This is a genomic window from Gemmatimonadaceae bacterium (assembly GCA_020846935.1).
Lineage (GTDB): Bacteria > Gemmatimonadota > Gemmatimonadetes > Gemmatimonadales > Gemmatimonadaceae > RBC101.
Genome location: JADLCY010000008.1, coordinates 282,727 through 298,623, shown reverse-complemented (window position 1 = coordinate 298,623; position 15,897 = coordinate 282,727). Strand labels below are relative to the sequence as shown.

At 59.9% G+C, this 15,897-nt stretch carries 13 protein-coding genes and 1 other RNA gene; 8 read left to right on the top strand and 6 right to left on the bottom strand.

From position 1 onward, the window contains the following. Positions 1-294: 294 nt before the first annotated feature. The 3 genes from IT361_10765 to IT361_10755 all read right to left on the bottom strand — a co-directional run bounded on the left by IT361_10765 (position 295) and on the right by IT361_10755 (position 5,089). Positions 295-690 carry a prepilin-type N-terminal cleavage/methylation domain-containing protein gene (locus IT361_10765; protein ID MCC6318160.1) on the bottom strand — a complete coding sequence of 132 codons (396 nt, stop codon included), beginning with the start codon at positions 688-690 and terminating at the stop codon, positions 295-297. Between the two features lie 193 nt (positions 691-883). Then, a complete protein-coding gene (polA, locus tag IT361_10760) occupies positions 884-3,754 on the bottom strand; it encodes a DNA polymerase I (GenBank protein ID MCC6318159.1) in 2,871 nt (956 codons plus the stop codon). Positions 3,755-3,853: 99 nt separating this feature from the next. Continuing rightward, entirely contained in the window at positions 3,854-5,089 is a 1,236-nt protein-coding gene (locus IT361_10755) for a GWxTD domain-containing protein (GenBank protein ID MCC6318158.1), read from the bottom strand. Positions 5,090-5,397: 308 nt separating this feature from the next. On the opposite strand from IT361_10755, the gene IT361_10750 reads away from it, so the two are divergent. Both IT361_10750 and pyrE read left to right on the top strand, forming a co-directional pair. Further along, entirely contained in the window at positions 5,398-6,318 is a 921-nt protein-coding gene (locus IT361_10750; protein MCC6318157.1) for a serine/threonine protein kinase, read from the top strand. Between the two features lie 32 nt (positions 6,319-6,350). Further along, positions 6,351-6,884, top strand: coding sequence for an orotate phosphoribosyltransferase (gene pyrE / locus IT361_10745; GenBank protein MCC6318156.1), 534 nt, complete (start codon positions 6,351-6,353; stop codon positions 6,882-6,884). On the opposite strand, the gene IT361_10740 is transcribed toward pyrE, so the two are convergent. Next, the gene (locus IT361_10740) at positions 6,808-7,737 is read right to left on the bottom strand and encodes a helix-turn-helix domain-containing protein (GenBank protein MCC6318155.1); all 930 of its coding nucleotides are present in this window, start codon (positions 7,735-7,737) and stop codon (positions 6,808-6,810) included. The genes pyrE and IT361_10740 overlap by 77 nt on opposite strands. Positions 7,738-7,918: 181 nt before the next feature. On the opposite strand from IT361_10740, the gene rnpB reads away from it, so the two are divergent. Beyond that, positions 7,919-8,320: RNase P RNA component class A (rnpB, locus tag IT361_10735), an RNA gene on the top strand. A gap of 827 nt (positions 8,321-9,147) precedes the next feature. Here rnpB and dnaN read toward each other — a convergent pair. Next, the gene (dnaN, locus tag IT361_10730; GenBank protein MCC6318154.1) at positions 9,148-10,254 is read right to left on the bottom strand and encodes a DNA polymerase III subunit beta; all 1,107 of its coding nucleotides are present in this window, start codon (positions 10,252-10,254) and stop codon (positions 9,148-9,150) included. A 230-nt stretch (positions 10,255-10,484) separates the two neighbouring features. Next, positions 10,485-11,858: a chromosomal replication initiator protein DnaA gene (dnaA, locus tag IT361_10725; protein MCC6318153.1), complete on the bottom strand. Its 1,374-nt coding sequence runs from the start codon at positions 11,856-11,858 to the stop codon at positions 10,485-10,487. Between the two features lie 162 nt (positions 11,859-12,020). Here dnaA and rpmH point away from each other — a divergent pair, with 162 nt between their 5' ends. The 5 genes from rpmH to mnmE all read left to right on the top strand — a co-directional run bounded on the left by rpmH (position 12,021) and on the right by mnmE (position 15,896). Beyond that, positions 12,021-12,185: a 50S ribosomal protein L34 gene (rpmH, locus tag IT361_10720; GenBank protein ID MCC6318152.1), complete on the top strand. Its 165-nt coding sequence runs from the start codon at positions 12,021-12,023 to the stop codon at positions 12,183-12,185. A gap of 3 nt (positions 12,186-12,188) precedes the next feature. After that, on the top strand, positions 12,189-12,542 hold the full coding sequence (rnpA, locus tag IT361_10715) for a ribonuclease P protein component (protein ID MCC6318151.1): 354 nt from the start codon (positions 12,189-12,191) through the stop codon (positions 12,540-12,542). Further along, on the top strand, positions 12,542-12,751 hold the full coding sequence (yidD, locus tag IT361_10710; protein ID MCC6318150.1) for a membrane protein insertion efficiency factor YidD: 210 nt from the start codon (positions 12,542-12,544) through the stop codon (positions 12,749-12,751). The genes rnpA and yidD overlap by 1 nt, the downstream gene beginning before the upstream one ends. Before the next feature lie 15 nt (positions 12,752-12,766). After that, positions 12,767-14,455, top strand: a complete 1,689-nt coding sequence (yidC, locus tag IT361_10705) for a membrane protein insertase YidC (protein ID MCC6318149.1) — start codon at positions 12,767-12,769, stop codon at positions 14,453-14,455. A 91-nt stretch (positions 14,456-14,546) separates the two neighbouring features. Then, positions 14,547-15,896 (top strand): tRNA uridine-5-carboxymethylaminomethyl(34) synthesis GTPase MnmE, encoded by a 1,350-nt coding sequence (gene mnmE, locus IT361_10700; GenBank protein MCC6318148.1) that lies wholly within the window; start codon positions 14,547-14,549, stop codon positions 15,894-15,896. Position 15,897: the final 1 nt, after the last annotated feature.

Sequence of the window (15,897 nt, the reverse complement as noted above, 5' to 3'; positions counted from 1 at the left end):
AACGCCCAACAAGATCCCAGTGCCAGGCATCCTGACGCCGACCGGTGCGAGGATCCTTGAGAGGCTTGTACTGCAAGCGATCGGCTGGGAGGCCGACCATGGCACCATATGCAAGAAGGCGCCCCCGGTCCGTGGACACGAGATGCGCCATCGCATGGCCCTTCCAAGTGTGTCGATGGAGCCAGAGGCCGCCATCCATCGCGTGGATCATTCCGTCACGGCGGCGCGTGAACTCGACAGTCCGGACATCACGCACATTGCTCATGGGGCTCGGAAGCTAGCCGAGCCCTGGACCTATTGGCAGGCGATGAGTCCTTCGATGGTCGCAGGTGCAATCGGCGCGACCCCGCCAATGAAGAGACCGCACTTGATCGGGAAGGCTTGCGGGTGCGTCACCGAGGCTGACCAGCCTCCGGCAGTAGCCGCTCCAAAGGTGAACGTCACACCAGGCGAGGGCTTGAAGGCGTTCAACGCGGCAACGCTGGTCGTGTACGTCCCATAGTCGTAGAGGTACGCTTCCTGGGCCGTGGCCATGTTGCGAAGGTCCGAGCGCAGGGCTGCTGCGTTGGCCTTGCCCTTCGTGTTCTGGAACTTCGGGACAGCGAAGGAAGCCAGGATGCCGATGATCACGACAACGATCAGCAGCTCGATGAGGGTGAAGCCGGCTCGAGATTGGCGCATCTTGAGCACCTGTCGGACGTGCGGGTGAATGGAGAGTCGGTGAATGCCCCTTCCATTGGCAATGCTGGGGCCGTTGCATGAGTGGGACGCGCAACCTGCTCATACGCAACCACTTAGCCGCGTTCTCGTGACGCGCATCACATTTTCGATGCGCGTCGAATCGCGCCACGTGCGGCACTCTGCAATCCAGGAGCCTGCCACACTACTGCTTGGCGTCGACCCAGTTTCCACCCATTCCAAGGTCCACGACGAGTGGCACGGACAGGTCAGCGGCCCCTTCCATTTCGGTTCGGACAAGCGCTGCCACCACAGGAGCCTCTTCCGCGACGGCTTCGAACACCAGCTCGTCGTGCACCTGGAGAATCATCCGGCTCTGCAGAGACTCAGCCCGGAGTCGGGCGTCGATCCGAATCATGGCGATCTTGATCAGGTCCGCCGCCGATCCCTGGATCGGCGCGTTGGTCGCCACACGCTCACCGAACGCCCGGATGTTGAAGTTGCGATCCTTGAGTTCCGGGATATAGCGACGGCGACCAAAGATCGTTTCGACATACCCATGATCCTTCGCAAAGGCCACCATGCCATCAAGGTACTCGCGCACTCCTCGAAAGCGCTCGAAGTACGTCGCGATGAACTCACGCGCCTCCACGAGGGTGATCTTGAGCTGACGTGAGAGCGCCAGTGCTCCCTGGCCGTAGATCGTCGCAAAGTTGATGGTCTTGGCCCGCGCACGCATGTCGCTCGTGACCTCACCAACCGGCACCGCGAAGATGATGGCCGCGGTCTCCCGATGGATGTCACCTCCGGCGTTGAATGCCTGGACGAATGCCGGATCGCGGGAGAGGTGCGCCAGCAGCCGGAGCTCCACCTGGGAGTAGTCAGCCGCGATCAGCGTCCAGCCGGGGATGGGAACAAAGCCGCGGCGGATGTCTCGCCCCAGCTCGCGACGAATCGGGATGTTCTGCAGGTTGGGATCGCTCGACGACAGGCGCCCGGTTGCCGCCACCGTCTGGTTATAGGACGTGTGCAGCCTCCCGTCACGCGGCAGCACGAGTCCGGGCAATGTGTCCAGGTACGTGGATTCGAGTTTCGCCAACTCGCGATACTCCATCAGCAGGGTCGGTAGCTGATGACCTTCCTCCGCCAGCTCCTGGAGGACCGAGGCGTCCGTTGATGGCCCCGTGGAGGTGCGCTTCTTCACTGGCAGCCCAAGCTTCTCGAACAGGATAACTCGAAGCTGTGGATTGGAGTTGATGTTGAACCGCTCCCCGGCAGCATCGTGTATTTCACGTTCAACGCGTTCGCGTTCACGCTGAAATCTTGCTTTCAGCGACCGAAACCACGGGATGTCGATCGCGACACCCGTCCACTCCATGCGGGCCAGCACGTTCAGCAGCGGCAGCTCAATCGACCGAAACAAGGGCTCAGCGCCCATCGCTTGCACCTGGGGAGCGAGCTGGCCCTGGAGCCTGAGTGACACCTCGGCCTGCTCACACATGAATTCACACGCGACGTCCAGGGGGACCTCGTCGAATCCGATCTCCTGCTTGCCCTTCCCTCGCAGGAGTTCGTGCGTCGTGAGGGTATGGTCGAGGTGCTCGAGAGCCAGCATGGCGAGCGAGTGTTCCCGACGTCCGGGATCAAGCACGTAGCTGGCCAGCATGGTATCGAACGAGACACCGGCAAGGTGGATCCCGTGCGTCCGGAGCACGAGCATGATGTGCTTCATGTCGTGACCCGACTTCGCGACCGCAGCATCCTCCAGGAGGTCACGGAGTGGTGCCATGGGGGCGCTCTCGAGTGATGGCAGGTTCATCACTTCGGCGGAATTGTCCTGTGCCAGCGCCTGTGCCGCGAGATGCGAACCTTCAGGCGCCGAGGGAACACGATCGGGCACGAGCAGAAGGTCACCCTGCGGCGGACGCCATGACCGATGGGCAAACGGCAGGTACAAGCCTTCGCCCGCTGTCAACGCGATCGCCATCCCGGCGAGTCTGGCACGCTGTGGATCTCCACCTGCGGGCACGGTTTCGACGGCCAGTGTGACCGCGTTCAGCTCCCGGGCGCGTGTCACCGCCTTCGCCACCTGTGCTGTCGTCGTGACGAGCGTGAACTGGCGTTCCTTCTTCTCGACGAGTCTGGCTGGTGCCTCTGAGGCTTCCAGGGCGTCGAGTGTCTTGAGCAGGGTGGAAAACTCGAGCGTGAGAAAAAGCTGACGGAGCTGCACAACATCAGCGGACTGCCGGCGCAGAGCCGGCAGGTCGAGCGTGACCGGGACATTGTCTCGGATCGTTACCAATTCCTTCGACAGACGTGCCTGATCGCCGAACGCCAGCAACGCCTCACGGGGTCGCTTCTTTGTCACCTCGCTCGCACGAGAAAGAATGGCGTCCAGGTCGCCATACGCGGTGATCAGCTCCTGCGCCGTCTTGTCGCCGACGCCCGGCACGCCAGGCACGTTGTCCGAGGAATCGCCAAGCAACGCGAGGTAGTCCGTCACATACTCTGGCGGCACGCCAAGTCGTTCCGAGGCGTTCTCCATGCCAACCCACTGTTCCTCCACGCTCGCGGGACCACCACGTCCCGGATTCAGCAGCCATACGCCGCGGCGAACACACTGCTGGAAATCCTTGTCGCCGGAAACGATGACCGTGTTGAGCTGTCGCTCCACGGCCTGGCGGGCCAGGGTTCCGATGACATCATCCGCCTCGTAGCCTTCGATCGCGATGATCGGGATCCGATAGGCCGCGAGCAGTTCCTCGATACGCTGGAGCCCCCGATCGAAGTCCGCCTGCAGTTCTTCGTTGAGCTTCTGCCGGGTGGCCTTGTACTCGGCAAACACCTCATGCCGAAATGACGAACCGGCATCGTGTACCCACGCCAGGTACTCCGGACGATGTTTCTCGATCAGGCGCTGCACGAAATTCACCACGCCCCACGCCGCCGATGTGTTTTCTCCCTTGGCGGTGCGCAGCGGGCGCGAGAGCAGCGCAAAAAACGCACGGTAGATCAGTGCGTAGCCATCGACGAGGAACAGCGTGGGATGCGACGGAGGGATGACCGACGGAGGCACGAGATCAGCAGGGAGGGCGAGCGATGAGAGTCACAGGGATGCGTGCACTCAACGTATCACCGGGGTCAAACCTCTCAACGCTTCACTCGGCCAAGCCGTCTATTGCACGGTCACCCGACGTACGGTGCTCTCGAATTCTGCCTCCGAGCTCAGCGTCATACGCCATCGACCGAACCCGGTCTGATCGACAAATACGAGCGACAACCGATGCTCGCGATACTCCCAGACCTCGGTGCGCCCACGCTGGTTCAGGTCGTTCATGTTTGGCTGAAGCAGCTGATCGGGGTTCCCCAGCGCGACGAATACCCGCCCGCGATCCGTGAGCCATCCGGGTCCTCCTTCCTCGCGGAAGCGCAGGTTGGCCTGTGCAATACGCCCGAAGTAGTCTCGCAGTCCTTCGTGAAGTGGCGTTTGCGGCACCGGATCCGAGTCCCGAATGAACTCGGCCCACAGCGTCGCACGCTGCTCCGGAGGCGCCTCACGCATCGCGTTGATCCTGGCTGGCGAGGCATAGTAGCGAAGGTACTCCAGCATCTCCGCAAAGGTTGCAACTGGCAGGTCATCGCCAAACGCAATGAACAGCGGTGTCTGTAGCGTGTCGGTGCCCCCAATTCGATTCACGCGGATCACCATCACCCCAACACCAAGGCGCTGCAGTGGAATGTTGACCACACCGGCAAAGAGGTTCTGACGCCGAGGCAGCGACGCGGAGTCGGTCCACACCACGTTCGAGAATCCCTCATTTCTGACCTCGATTCGCACCGGGAACTCCGGGCTGTCCCCATAACCCTCCACGTAGACCGGAAAAGTGGAATCTCGCCCGAAGATCACCGTTGATCGCGGGGTCGCGACGAGGCGTGGCAGTGAGTCACGAGAGCTCCGTGGAGTTGCCTCGTAGAATCCGACAGGGGACGAGACCGTCCCGGCGCCCAGCTGCGGGACACCAACGGTCGCCTCAATGGCACTCCCGTTGTTCACCGAGTCACCCCGTACGGTGAGGCGCACATCGTAGGTTCCGGGTGCCAGTGTGATGGTCCGCCTGAACAGAGTGCTCTCATCGCCTCGCTGAGTTTCCCGGAACGCAAGGACACGCACCATTTCGTCCGTCGTCACGGAACGCACTACCGAGGCACCGCGCTTTACCTCCAGTCCAACCCGGTAGCCTGCACGATACCGGTCTCCCTCCCGCGCGAATCGAAGCGAGCGGTTCGGGATCGAGACGGTGAGCATCATGACGGTCGAATCGAGTGTTCGACCCGAGAAGAAGGCGAGACTCCCGACAAACGGCGTCTCCCCTGCCTCTGCGAGGAGTCCAAGCCGCCGGTAGAGCCCCACGACATCGGGCTGAATGGGACCACGCCTCGCCGTTCCGCCCAAGGCAGCACCACCTCCACCCCCCACCGAACCTCCGGCAGCCTGAGGCCCCGGCGCGTTGCCTGGCGGGTTTCCCGTGTTCCGAGGCCCGCAGGCGCCCGCCGCGAGGAGCATCGCGCCGGCTACGCCGCGTGCACGCCATGGTAATACCCACTCGATCATAGATAACTCCAGAGCAGTGACTGGCTTGCGTCCTCCAATACTACCCTCCGCCGTTCACGTTCCCTACTTCCTTGCTGCCCTCCCATGCGACCATTAGGTTCGGCCCCGTGTCCGAAAACTTCGAAGGCCGTTCAATCGCCGGCTATGCACTGAGTCAGCTCGTGGGCGAGGGAGGCACCGCTGTTGTCTATCGCGCGGAGCACCCGACGCACGGCACCGTGGCATTCAAGCTGTTACGTCCCAAGCTCCGGCAGGAAAAAACCGCGGTTGCTCGGTTTACGCGGGAAGCGGAGTTTGGCAAGCGGGTCGTGCATCCCAATGTCATCCGAACCATTGAAATCGGCATCGCGGACGGGTTGCACTACCTGGTGATGGAATGGGCGAGCGGTGAGCTGCTTGAGAAGTTCGCGAAACGAAAGGCACCTCTTCCTCCATCCGAGGTCGCTCACATCCTCGATCAGATGGGTGCTGCGGTGAAGGCCGCCCATGATGCGGGCATCATTCATCGTGACCTCAAGCCCGATAACGCCATGTACGACCCGCAGTCGGGCGTGGTGAAGCTCCTGGACTTCGGCATTGCAGCAGCGACCGACACCCGGCAGGACGAGCGGCTGACGCGGGCAGGATACTTTGTAGGCACGCTCATGTATGTGGCTCCAGAGGCCCTTTCGGGGGAGTTGGTGACACCCGCTGCGGACCAGTACTCCCTGGCCACCATTGCGTACTTGCTGCTGACAGGCATGCTCCCCTATCTCGCGAAATCACCCCGCGAGATGTTTACTCAGCTCCTCTCACAGCCTCCGGTACCTCTCAACAAGGCACGCGCCAACCTCGAATTCGCGCCCGCTGTGGAGGCGACGGTCATGCGCGGCCTCGCACGCCAGCCGTCCGATCGTTACCGGGACGTTGCAGCGTTTGCCTCCGCACTCCGCGAGTCCCTCTTGGCACCTGCGACCAGTGGTGAGGAGGCTGCCGACGCGTCGGACGGAGGACTCTTATCCAAGGTGAGAGGCCTGTTCCGTCGGTGAGTAAGGTCGAGAATCGCAGCCTCCTGGTCACCATGCTGGCACAGCGTAGCACCAAGCGAGGGGACTTTCTCCTGTCGTCAGGTCAGCGCTCAAATCTCTACGTCGACGCTCGGCTGACAACGATGAGTCCGGATGGGCTGCAGCTCATTGGACAGCTCGGGCTCGCCGCCGTGCAGGAGCACTTTTATGCCGCCACAGCCATCGGTGGACTCACGCTTGGGGCGGATCCTGTCTCGTACGCCATTGCCTTGACCAGCGCAGCCACGGGCAATCCCCTGCGAGCTTTTACCGTGCGGAAAGAGGCGAAGGCCCATGGTGCCGGGCGCCAGATCGAGGGTCCTGTGAATCCTGGCGATCAGGTCGTCGTCATCGAGGACGTTATCACCACCGGAGGCTCAGCGTTACGCGCCATCCAGGTGCTGAATGCCAATGGCTTGCACGCCCTTGGTGTCTTGGCTGTGGTAGATCGCGAAGAGGGTGGCCGAAACGCTATCGAGGCTCTGGGGATCCCTGTGGTTGCCTTGGCGACGGCGTCAGAGCTCCTGCGTCTACTTCCAACGCCGTAAGTCCCCGACCCGTGGTGGTCGAAAGGGAAGACGTTCGCCACGCGCCTCGACCTGTTGCCATTGGGTCAAACGTGAGCCACTGCTGGCGGTAGCGGGCAATAAGATCGTCCCGGAATCGCTGAAGCATGCCGCGGCCATCGTAGTGGTCTCGAAACTGCCGGCCTGTCAGTCCAAGCGTCGTGCGAATATGCCGGCCGAAGCTCTGTGACGAGGAGTAGTCAAGACGAATGGCTACGGTCGACATGGATAGCCCGGGGTTCTCGAAGAGCCGAGCTGCAAAGATCAGACGAGCATACGCAAGAATCCGCTTCGGTGGCGGAAGCTGTGCCCGAAAGAAGCGGCTCATCAGTGTGCTTGGTAGTACCTGAAGTCCACTCGCCAACTCACGAATTGTTCCCGTTCTTGGGGCTACGGCAAAAAGGACTTCGAAGAAACGACGAGCACCGGCGGGTGCTGATATCAGATCAGCCGCGACATGCGCAACGGCGAGCTGGCGAAGCTCACTTGAGTGTTCACTCAGCAACAGGTTTCGCAGCTCCCGCCAGCCAGATGGTTCCCGCACATCGATTAAGGTACGTATTCCGCACTGCCCAAGCGTGAGAACGGCACGAGCTGTTCCACGATCCAGCTGCGAAATCAGAGCAACCGTAGGTACCTGGGGAAACTCGCGAACAACCCGGGCAACCCGGGTCATGTCTTCGGTGTATTGACAGAACGCCGTCGATACTACGACAGCACGTGCTCGGAGCTGGCGCAAATCGCGCAAGACATCTTCCACACATTCCCTGTGTGTGACCTGGAAGAGACCTGTGCCAGCAGCATCGAGGCGCAGTTGCTCATCACGGGTAAGCATGGTCGAGATGGGCGGAGCCGAGAGTCGCATGTTCCCCTGTGTCTTCTGTTGGGCCTGACACAGGATTTCGACTGATGTCACAGGAACGTCACAGATCCGACCAGCAAGACTCCCACTCGGTCACTCCACCGTTCACTGCAGGCCCATCTACCGTCCCACGAGTATATTGCCATATCAGGTAGGCACTGGCCGGATGGTCGCGAGCATGAGCAGCATTGTCATACTCGAGGAAAGTCCGGGCTCCATTGGGCAGGCTGCCAGGTAACGCCTGGACACGTTGCGCTCCGTCAGGCAGCGTGATGGAAAGTGCAACAGAAAGCAAACCGCCAGTTCCTGAGGACGTATCTGGGACTGGCAAGGGTGAAATGGTGGGGTAAGAGCCCACCGCATTACCGGTAACGGTGATGGCATGGCAAACCCCAGCTGGAGCAAGGCCAAGTATGCGGCGAGAGCGCCCAACTCGACACAGACGCCGCGGGTAGGCTGCTGGAGAGCATGAGTGATCATGCTCCGAGAGGAATGACCATCCAGCGTCTGCAATTCAGAGCGCTGACAGAACCCGGCTTACAGGCCAGTGCTTTCCTGATGCTTCTGTACAGTGGTGTAGCCTCGAACCCTGCGTCGTGGCGGCTTCTTGGAGCGCTGTTGACGGTGTTGTACGCATGTCAACCTGTACGGCATCGCCTACCGGAGCCGATAGCTTCACCAGCACCGGTCCTATCTGCCGATAGCCTGTCCATTTCCGCATCAAGCCCTGTACTACAACCACCAACCTGGCAAGCAACAACGTATCAGGTAGCACTCATGGTAGTCAGCTCAGACGCTGTCATGAAAGACAGTACACAAGACACCTTGCTGGTCCAGTTCCTGCCCGAACTTCTGAGTGCGAGCGATATACAGCTTTCGGTGATCTCCAAGCTGGACACCATAAGGGCGTCCACGGATACGCTACGGCGATTCGTCCTCCGGACGGACGGAGCACTCTTGCGTTCTGTTACTAATGAATGCAGCTCCTCCAAACTATCAGCGCTCCTGGTACGGCTGTTGTCCCCTCGTTATGCAATAAGCTGGCCGCAACAGGAGTCTCTGCGCTACACGACGTGCAACCAGGGAACTCTCTCTTCAGTCAACCTCTCCTTTACATGGCAAGCGCCTCGTTACCTGGCTTCCTCACACGTGTGGGAACAGACGATGGTGATTGCCGGAACCCTGGTTGCAGACTCCACTCGTACTTTGCCTGTCCGCCTACAGGGCTCACTACTTGGCCACGCCACTATCCAGCTCGAGCCTGAGACAGTTCAGCCGTTATCAGGGATGTCATTTGTTGAGCTGCGTCTGATCGCGACAAGTACACTGCGAGAGCAAGTCGTGACACAGACGACGACATTGCGTTTTAACCGAGTTCAGTAGTCAGTCCACCAGACGCAAGGGCATCACCAAACACATGTAGTTCGCTGAGTCCTGCCAGCCCTCTGGCTCCATCGTTGCTGCACGTTCAGCATGCTTGAACGTCAGCCTGACCTCCTCGGTTGGCATGTAGCGCAGAATCTCCAGCAAATAGACGCCATTGAAGCCGATATCAAGTGGATCACCATTGTACTTGATAGGGATCTCGTCCTGACCTTCACCAAGGTCTGGTGTCTGTACCGAGAATTTCAGCAATGCGGCGTTAAATGAGAGTTTGACACGATGTGTCTGATCTGAAGCAACGATCGACATACGCTTGAGCGCGCTTACCAGCTCACTCTTACCAACAATCGCCGCGCGATCATTGTCTCGAGGAATGACCGCATCATACGGCGGGTATGGGCCCTCAATCAAACGCGTGAAGACCGAGATGAAGGGGCTCCGAAAGCCTATATGATTCTCTGCTCTGCCAACTTCGAGCTCCTCATCGGCAGGAAATAGTTTGCGGACCTGGTCAAGAGCCTTGGGTGGAATAATGAACTCCGCCTTTCCACTGCCCTTGAACGGAAGTTCCATTTTCGCCAGACGATGTCCGTTGGTAGCAACCATACGCAGAATGTCTTCACGAACCTCCCAGAGCACTCCGTTTAGAATCGGTCGGCTCTCTTCAACGGAGACAGCAAATGCTGTATGTGATATCAGCTTCTGAAGTTCAGCACTTCGAAGCCTCCAGGCATTCTTGAAATCCACCGTCGGAAACGCCGGAAACTCATCTCGAGGCAACCCGAACAGACGAAACTTTGTCTTCCCGCATTCAAGCGTCATCCGTTGTTCACCGGATGTAGCAAGCTTCACAGGACTTGGTGGTAGTTCCCGCACAATGTCGCTGAGCTTCCGAGCAGGAACCGTTATACCGCCGGACACTTCTACCTCTGCTGCAACTTCCATTGAGACACTGATATCCAGATCTGTCCCGGATATACGTAATCCTCGTTCCGTTGTCTCCAGCAGGAGATTGCCCAGGACTGGAAGGGTAGTCTTTGTAGGTACCGCAGCTGACACCGCAACCAGAGCCTCCTGAAGCTTCTCACGACTGATTGTCAGACGCATGTGGGTTCCGAAGACAAGGGAGAAAGGGAAGAACAGCTGATGAACACGAGAGAACACGAACCTCACGCCGGTTCAGGTGACTGAACCTGGGAAGGAAGAGATACGGGCACAGGAGAGCTCTCTCCTGTATTCATAGGGATAGAGAGAGATTCAGAAGTGACAGTAGATGAGGTGGATATGTGAAGAAAGCACCTAAACTGTAGGGAGGACGAGGTTTGGGTGCGTATGGTTCATGTGGTCAATGCTCGTTTTGCCAGTTCGACACGTTGAAGGAACATGGTGTCAGTAAGAAGTTGTTCAGATGCTCGAGCGAGACTGTGGATTACGGTTGAATGATCTCGATTACCAAAAGCTGTGCCAATGTCGATCAAGTGCATTCCCAGAAGCTCTCTGCAGAGATACATGGCAGCTTGGCGTGGTATGGTTAGTGACTTCGTGCGGGCTTTTGACTTGAGCGCATCAACCGTCACACCCCACTGAGTGGCGATGGTCTCCTGGATGCGTAGTGCAGTAATGGGAGTAAGCTCCTCGAGCGTGTTGCTGCTGGTACTTCGTCGCAGCTTATCGCGGAGCGCTTCTTGAGCCAGTGCAACGGTGATCTCTCGACGCTTGAGAGATCCATAGGCCAGGAGTCGGATGACTGCACTCTCAAGCTCGCGAACATTTGATCGGATATGTTCAGCCAGGAATCGGATCACATCATCAGCAATGGTGCGTTGTAGTTGATCCAGTTCGGCCTTCTTGCGCAGAATAGCGATGCGAAGTTCAAGATCGGGTAGAGCAATGTCTGAAACCATACCCCACTGGAATCGGGAGACAAGGCGAGCCTCTACTCCTCCCAGGTCACCAGGTGGGCGATCGCTTGTGAGAATGATCTGCCGCCCCGCTTCATAGATGGCGTTGAAGGTGTGGAAGAACTCCTCCTGTGTTGCTTCCTTTCCTTTGAGGATGTGTACGTCATCAACGAGTAGCAGATCTGTCTCCCGGAACTTTCTCCGGAAGTCCGACATTGTGTTGGACTTGATCGCTGTGATGTATTCGTTGGTGAACTGCTCGGTGGACAAGTAGACGATACGCTGTGTTGCGTCATGTGTATTGATTGCATGAGCTACAGCTTGCATCAGGTGTGTCTTCCCCACTCCCGTTGCCCCATAGATGAACAACGGATTGAACATGCGGCCCGGAGCATTGGCGACCGCTTGAGCTGCAGCCGCAGCCACTTCGTTGCTTGTGCCGATGACAAACTGGTCGAACGTATACCGACTGCTGAGTACAGGCTTCGCGATCGCGACCGGAGTCGAGGAGGAGCGAGACGGCGAGAACAAATCAATTTGTCCGGTTCGCTGCTGGCGTTCCTCATCCGCGCGAAACATGACTTCACATGGCTCACCAAGCGCGACAGGGGCCAGAGCTGTGAGCAGCGCCGCATGCTTCTTTTCGTTCCAGTCCACGGCAAACTGGTCGGCCACTCTTACCACTAATCGCCCGGCCTTAAACTCATGTGGTACAGCAGGTTCTAGCCATGTTCGGAACGTCTGTTCCGACACCCGGTCCCGCGCGACGCGCAGCAAACGGTCCCACGCTTCGGTTGGAGTGAGGCTCATCAGGGGTGTGGAAAAGTTCGCGGGCCTACCTTAGGCCCTCCCTGTGGAAAAGTCAATCTCTCGCGATTGCGAGCAAGGCTAAGCCGTTGACAGTCAATGGGTAACGACCTATCCTTCGCCCTCTTGTAGTCTGACGAAGCCGCAGTTTGGAGAAGCGTTGAAATGGGCAAGCCGACATACCGTCCGCGTAACAAGCGACGCATTCGCAAGCACGGATTCCGCGCGCGGATGGAGACCCGATGGGGGCGAGAGGTACTCAGCCGTCGCCGCAAGAAGGGCCGCAAGCGGCTCACGGTGAAGCTGCCGTCAAAGTACGCCGCCGCGTGATCCTTGAAGTATCCCGGTGCGGCGAGGGTCACTCGACGCCAGGATATTGAGCACATCCGGAAAGCGGGAAGGACTCTGCGGACCAGCGCGCTGGTCGTTCGCTGGAGTCCTTCCCGCTTTTCGAAAATGCGGGTCGGTGTTGTCGTCCCGCGATTTGGGGAAAGTGCGGTGGATCGGAATCGTCTGAAGCGCCGGCTTCGAGAGCATGTTCGGAGCAGGCTTCTGCCGCTGGGTATCACTCTTGACATCGTGCTTTGGGCGCAGCCCTCCGCCTATCGCCTGACCTTTGACGCCCTGGGCGCGGCACTTCAGCGGGTGATAGACCGTATGGATCTGGTATCCACAACTCGTGAGTGATGCGTGTTCTCCTGACCAGCATCGTGCGGGGCTACCAGCTGTTCCTCGGTCCACTCCTCCCCGCAGCATGCAGGTACTATCCCTCGTGTTCGCAGTATGCGCTTGAAGCACTCGAGCGCCACGGAGCGTGGCGAGGGAGTCTGCTTGCGATCAAGCGTATTGGCAGGTGTCATCCGTTTCATCCGGGTGGATTCGACCCGGTTCCCTGACTTTTGCTTGCCGCAATGGAACGACGTACCGTAGTCGCGCTGCTTCTCGTGCTCGGGGTAATTCTCGTGACCCCGAAGCTGTTTCCATCAACCCGACCACGCGCGGCAGCACCTGTCTCTGCTGCGACCCCGAACCTGGAGAGCAACACTCCTGCGGGACAGGGCAGTGCAGGTGCCACTGCTCCAACCACTGCACCGGTAAACCCAAACCCGGCCATCTCCATTCCTCGGACTGACTCGGTTCTCCTCTCCGGGAGCCCGGCAGCAAACGCTGAGGATGTCGTGGTTGACGGTCCGCTGTCGAATCTCGAGTTCAGTACAGCTGGGGGGTCATTGCAGTTGGTCGAATTGAAAGGCTATGCAGCTCTCGACAAGAGCAATCGACATGTGAGTCTTTCAGCTGGGCGAACCCCAATACTTTCTTTCCGGGTCGTGGCCGATGGGGACACTGTTGCCCTGGCCAACCACGTGCTGGCAGTTGCGCGAACACGGAAGGCATCCGGTCAGGACGTGGTCTCGTTCTCCGGCCAGGCAGGCCCGCACGCCGTTCGTATCAGCTACGAGATCATTCCAGATAGTTTCCTGCTGCGGGTGACCGGTGGTGTCAACGGACCGGAATCAAAGGGTGCATTCGTCCTGGTGGAAATGCCGGAGACCCTGGATTCGTTCGAGGCGGACACCAACGCCGATCACGGAAGCCTGGCCTATGCGATCAAGGCAGGAGATCGTGGCGCGGAGGGCGTCACCTTTCGATCCCTTGATCCGGGGGAACGCAAGATCATCCCCGGGCCCATCACCTGGGCGGCAGCCAAGAACAAGTACTTCATCGTGGGTCTGCTGCCTGATTCAGGGAATCAGCAATTTGTCGAAGCGCAAGTCACTGGTGGTGCACGTACGTCGCGAACACCAACGCGAGCGCACGGCACGCTCGTAGCACGTCCCACGGCTGAGGGGAGCTTTGCCTTTGACCTGTACGCGGGGCCACAGCAGTACCAACGCCTGGCCGCGCTGGGGCGCGACTTCGAGAACTCGAACCCGTACGGTGGTTGGCTACAGGGCGTCGTACAGCCGTTCGCGACCATCGTGATGAAGATCCTGCTGTGGATGAAAGCTACGCTCGGGTGGTCGTACGGCGCGCTGCTCGTGCTCTTTGGGGTCGCGGTGCGACTGCTGATGTGGCCGCTGAACCAGGGCGCCATGCGCACGACCATGAAGATGCAGCGCATTCAGCCCGAGCTGAATGCCATCCAGACGAAGTACAAGAGCGACCCGCAGAAGCTGCAGTCAGAGATGATGCGCGTGTACAAGGATCATAACATGAGCCCGTTCAGCGCATTTGCCGGGTGCCTGCCGATCCTGCTCCCGATGCCGATTCTGTTCGCGCTGTTCTTCGTGTTCCAGAACACGATCGAGTTTCGGGGCGTGCCCTTCCTGTGGCTGACGGATATCTCGCTCAAGGATCCGTACTACATCGTTCCGCTGCTCATGGGCGTGTCGATGTTTGTCCTGTCGTGGATCGGACTACGCAATTCGCCACCGAACCCGCAGGCCAAGATGATGGCGTACGTGATGCCGGTGATGATGACTGTTCTGTTCGCGAATTTTGCGTCCGGGCTCAACCTGTACTATGCGGTGCAGAACGTCGCGGCTCTGCCACAGCAGTGGTTGATTGCGAACGAACGCTCAAAAGCAGCCAGGAAATAGCCTCGCAACTCCGGTGAACCTGTTGACGCTGTCCCTGGGCGCAACCCACGGCAGCCCCTGAATCCCAGGGGCTGAACGCACTGCCGTGCCCATGCAACTCCGCTCGGATACGATCGTTGCACCGGGCACTGTGCCGGGTCGAAGCGCTATTGCCGTGCTGCGCCTGAGCGGGGCCGATGCCCATGTCCTCGGTCGGCGAGTGTGTGCGCGGTGGCCTGTCGAGGCGCGGAGCGCCGTGCGCACGCTCGTGATGGACCCGGAAACCGAGCGACCGATCGACGACGCCATCGTGACGCGTTTCGACGCCCCACGCTCGTATACCGGGGAGCCGATCGTCGAGTTCTCGTGTCACGGCGGCCTCAGCGTCGTGCGTGACCTCATGGCCGTGATGGTTCACCTCGGTGCACGACCGGCGGATCCCGGGGAGTTTACCCAACGCGCTGTCCTCAACGGCAAGATGGATCTGCTCCAGGCCGAGGCGATCGCCGACCTCGTGGATGCGACAACGACCACCCATCGGCAGATCGCACTTGCGCAACTTCACGGGGGCCTGTCGGCCCTTGTCCAGGAGTTGCGAGAAGCGATGCTGGATATTGAGGCCCTGCTGGCCTACGACGTGGACTTTCCAGAGGAAGATGACGGGCCCGTGGCGCGGGTCCGAATCGCCGATGCCGCGCGACATGCCGCGGACCGCATCACCGCGCTGGTGGCCACCGTGCCGCTTGGCGAAGTCGCCCGGGATGGTGCGCTCGTCGTCCTTGCCGGTGAGCCGAATACCGGCAAATCGTCGTTGTTCAACGCGCTGCTCGGAACGGAGCGCGCGATTGTCACCGAGATCGCCGGGACCACGCGTGATGCGATCGAAGCGCGCGTGGATCGACCGGCGTGGCCGATCCGGCTAGTCGACACGGCGGGGCTACGCGAAACAGAGGACCAGCTCGAGCGGCTTGGCATCGAGGTGAGCGAGCGACATATCGCCAACGCACACCTGGTACTGGTCTGTGGTGAGACGGCGGAAGAGCTTGATCGCGCCCTGGCGCATGTGCGAGCGCGCACGTCGGCGCCAGCGATTCGTGTCGCAACCAAAGCTGATCGACACGACACGAAGCCGCTCGACGGCGCAGACGTTCACGTGTCGGCAACCACGTGTACGGGACTGGACCGTCTGCTCCTGCTGATGGACCAGCAGCTCGGTAACACGCTGGGCTCCGTCCCGATTGATGGTGTGCTGGTCACGCGAGCACGACAGCAAGCCGGCCTCGAGGCCGCACGCCGAGAGCTTGCCGAGTTCGTGCAGGTCTGGGAGGCAGCGGATCTACCGGCAACCATCGCGGCGGTTCACATTCGGACTGCCGTGACCTGCCTGGATGCGTTGATCGGGAGCGTGGACATCGAGGACGTCCTCGAGCGGGTCTTTCGGACCTTTTGCGTGGGGAAATAGC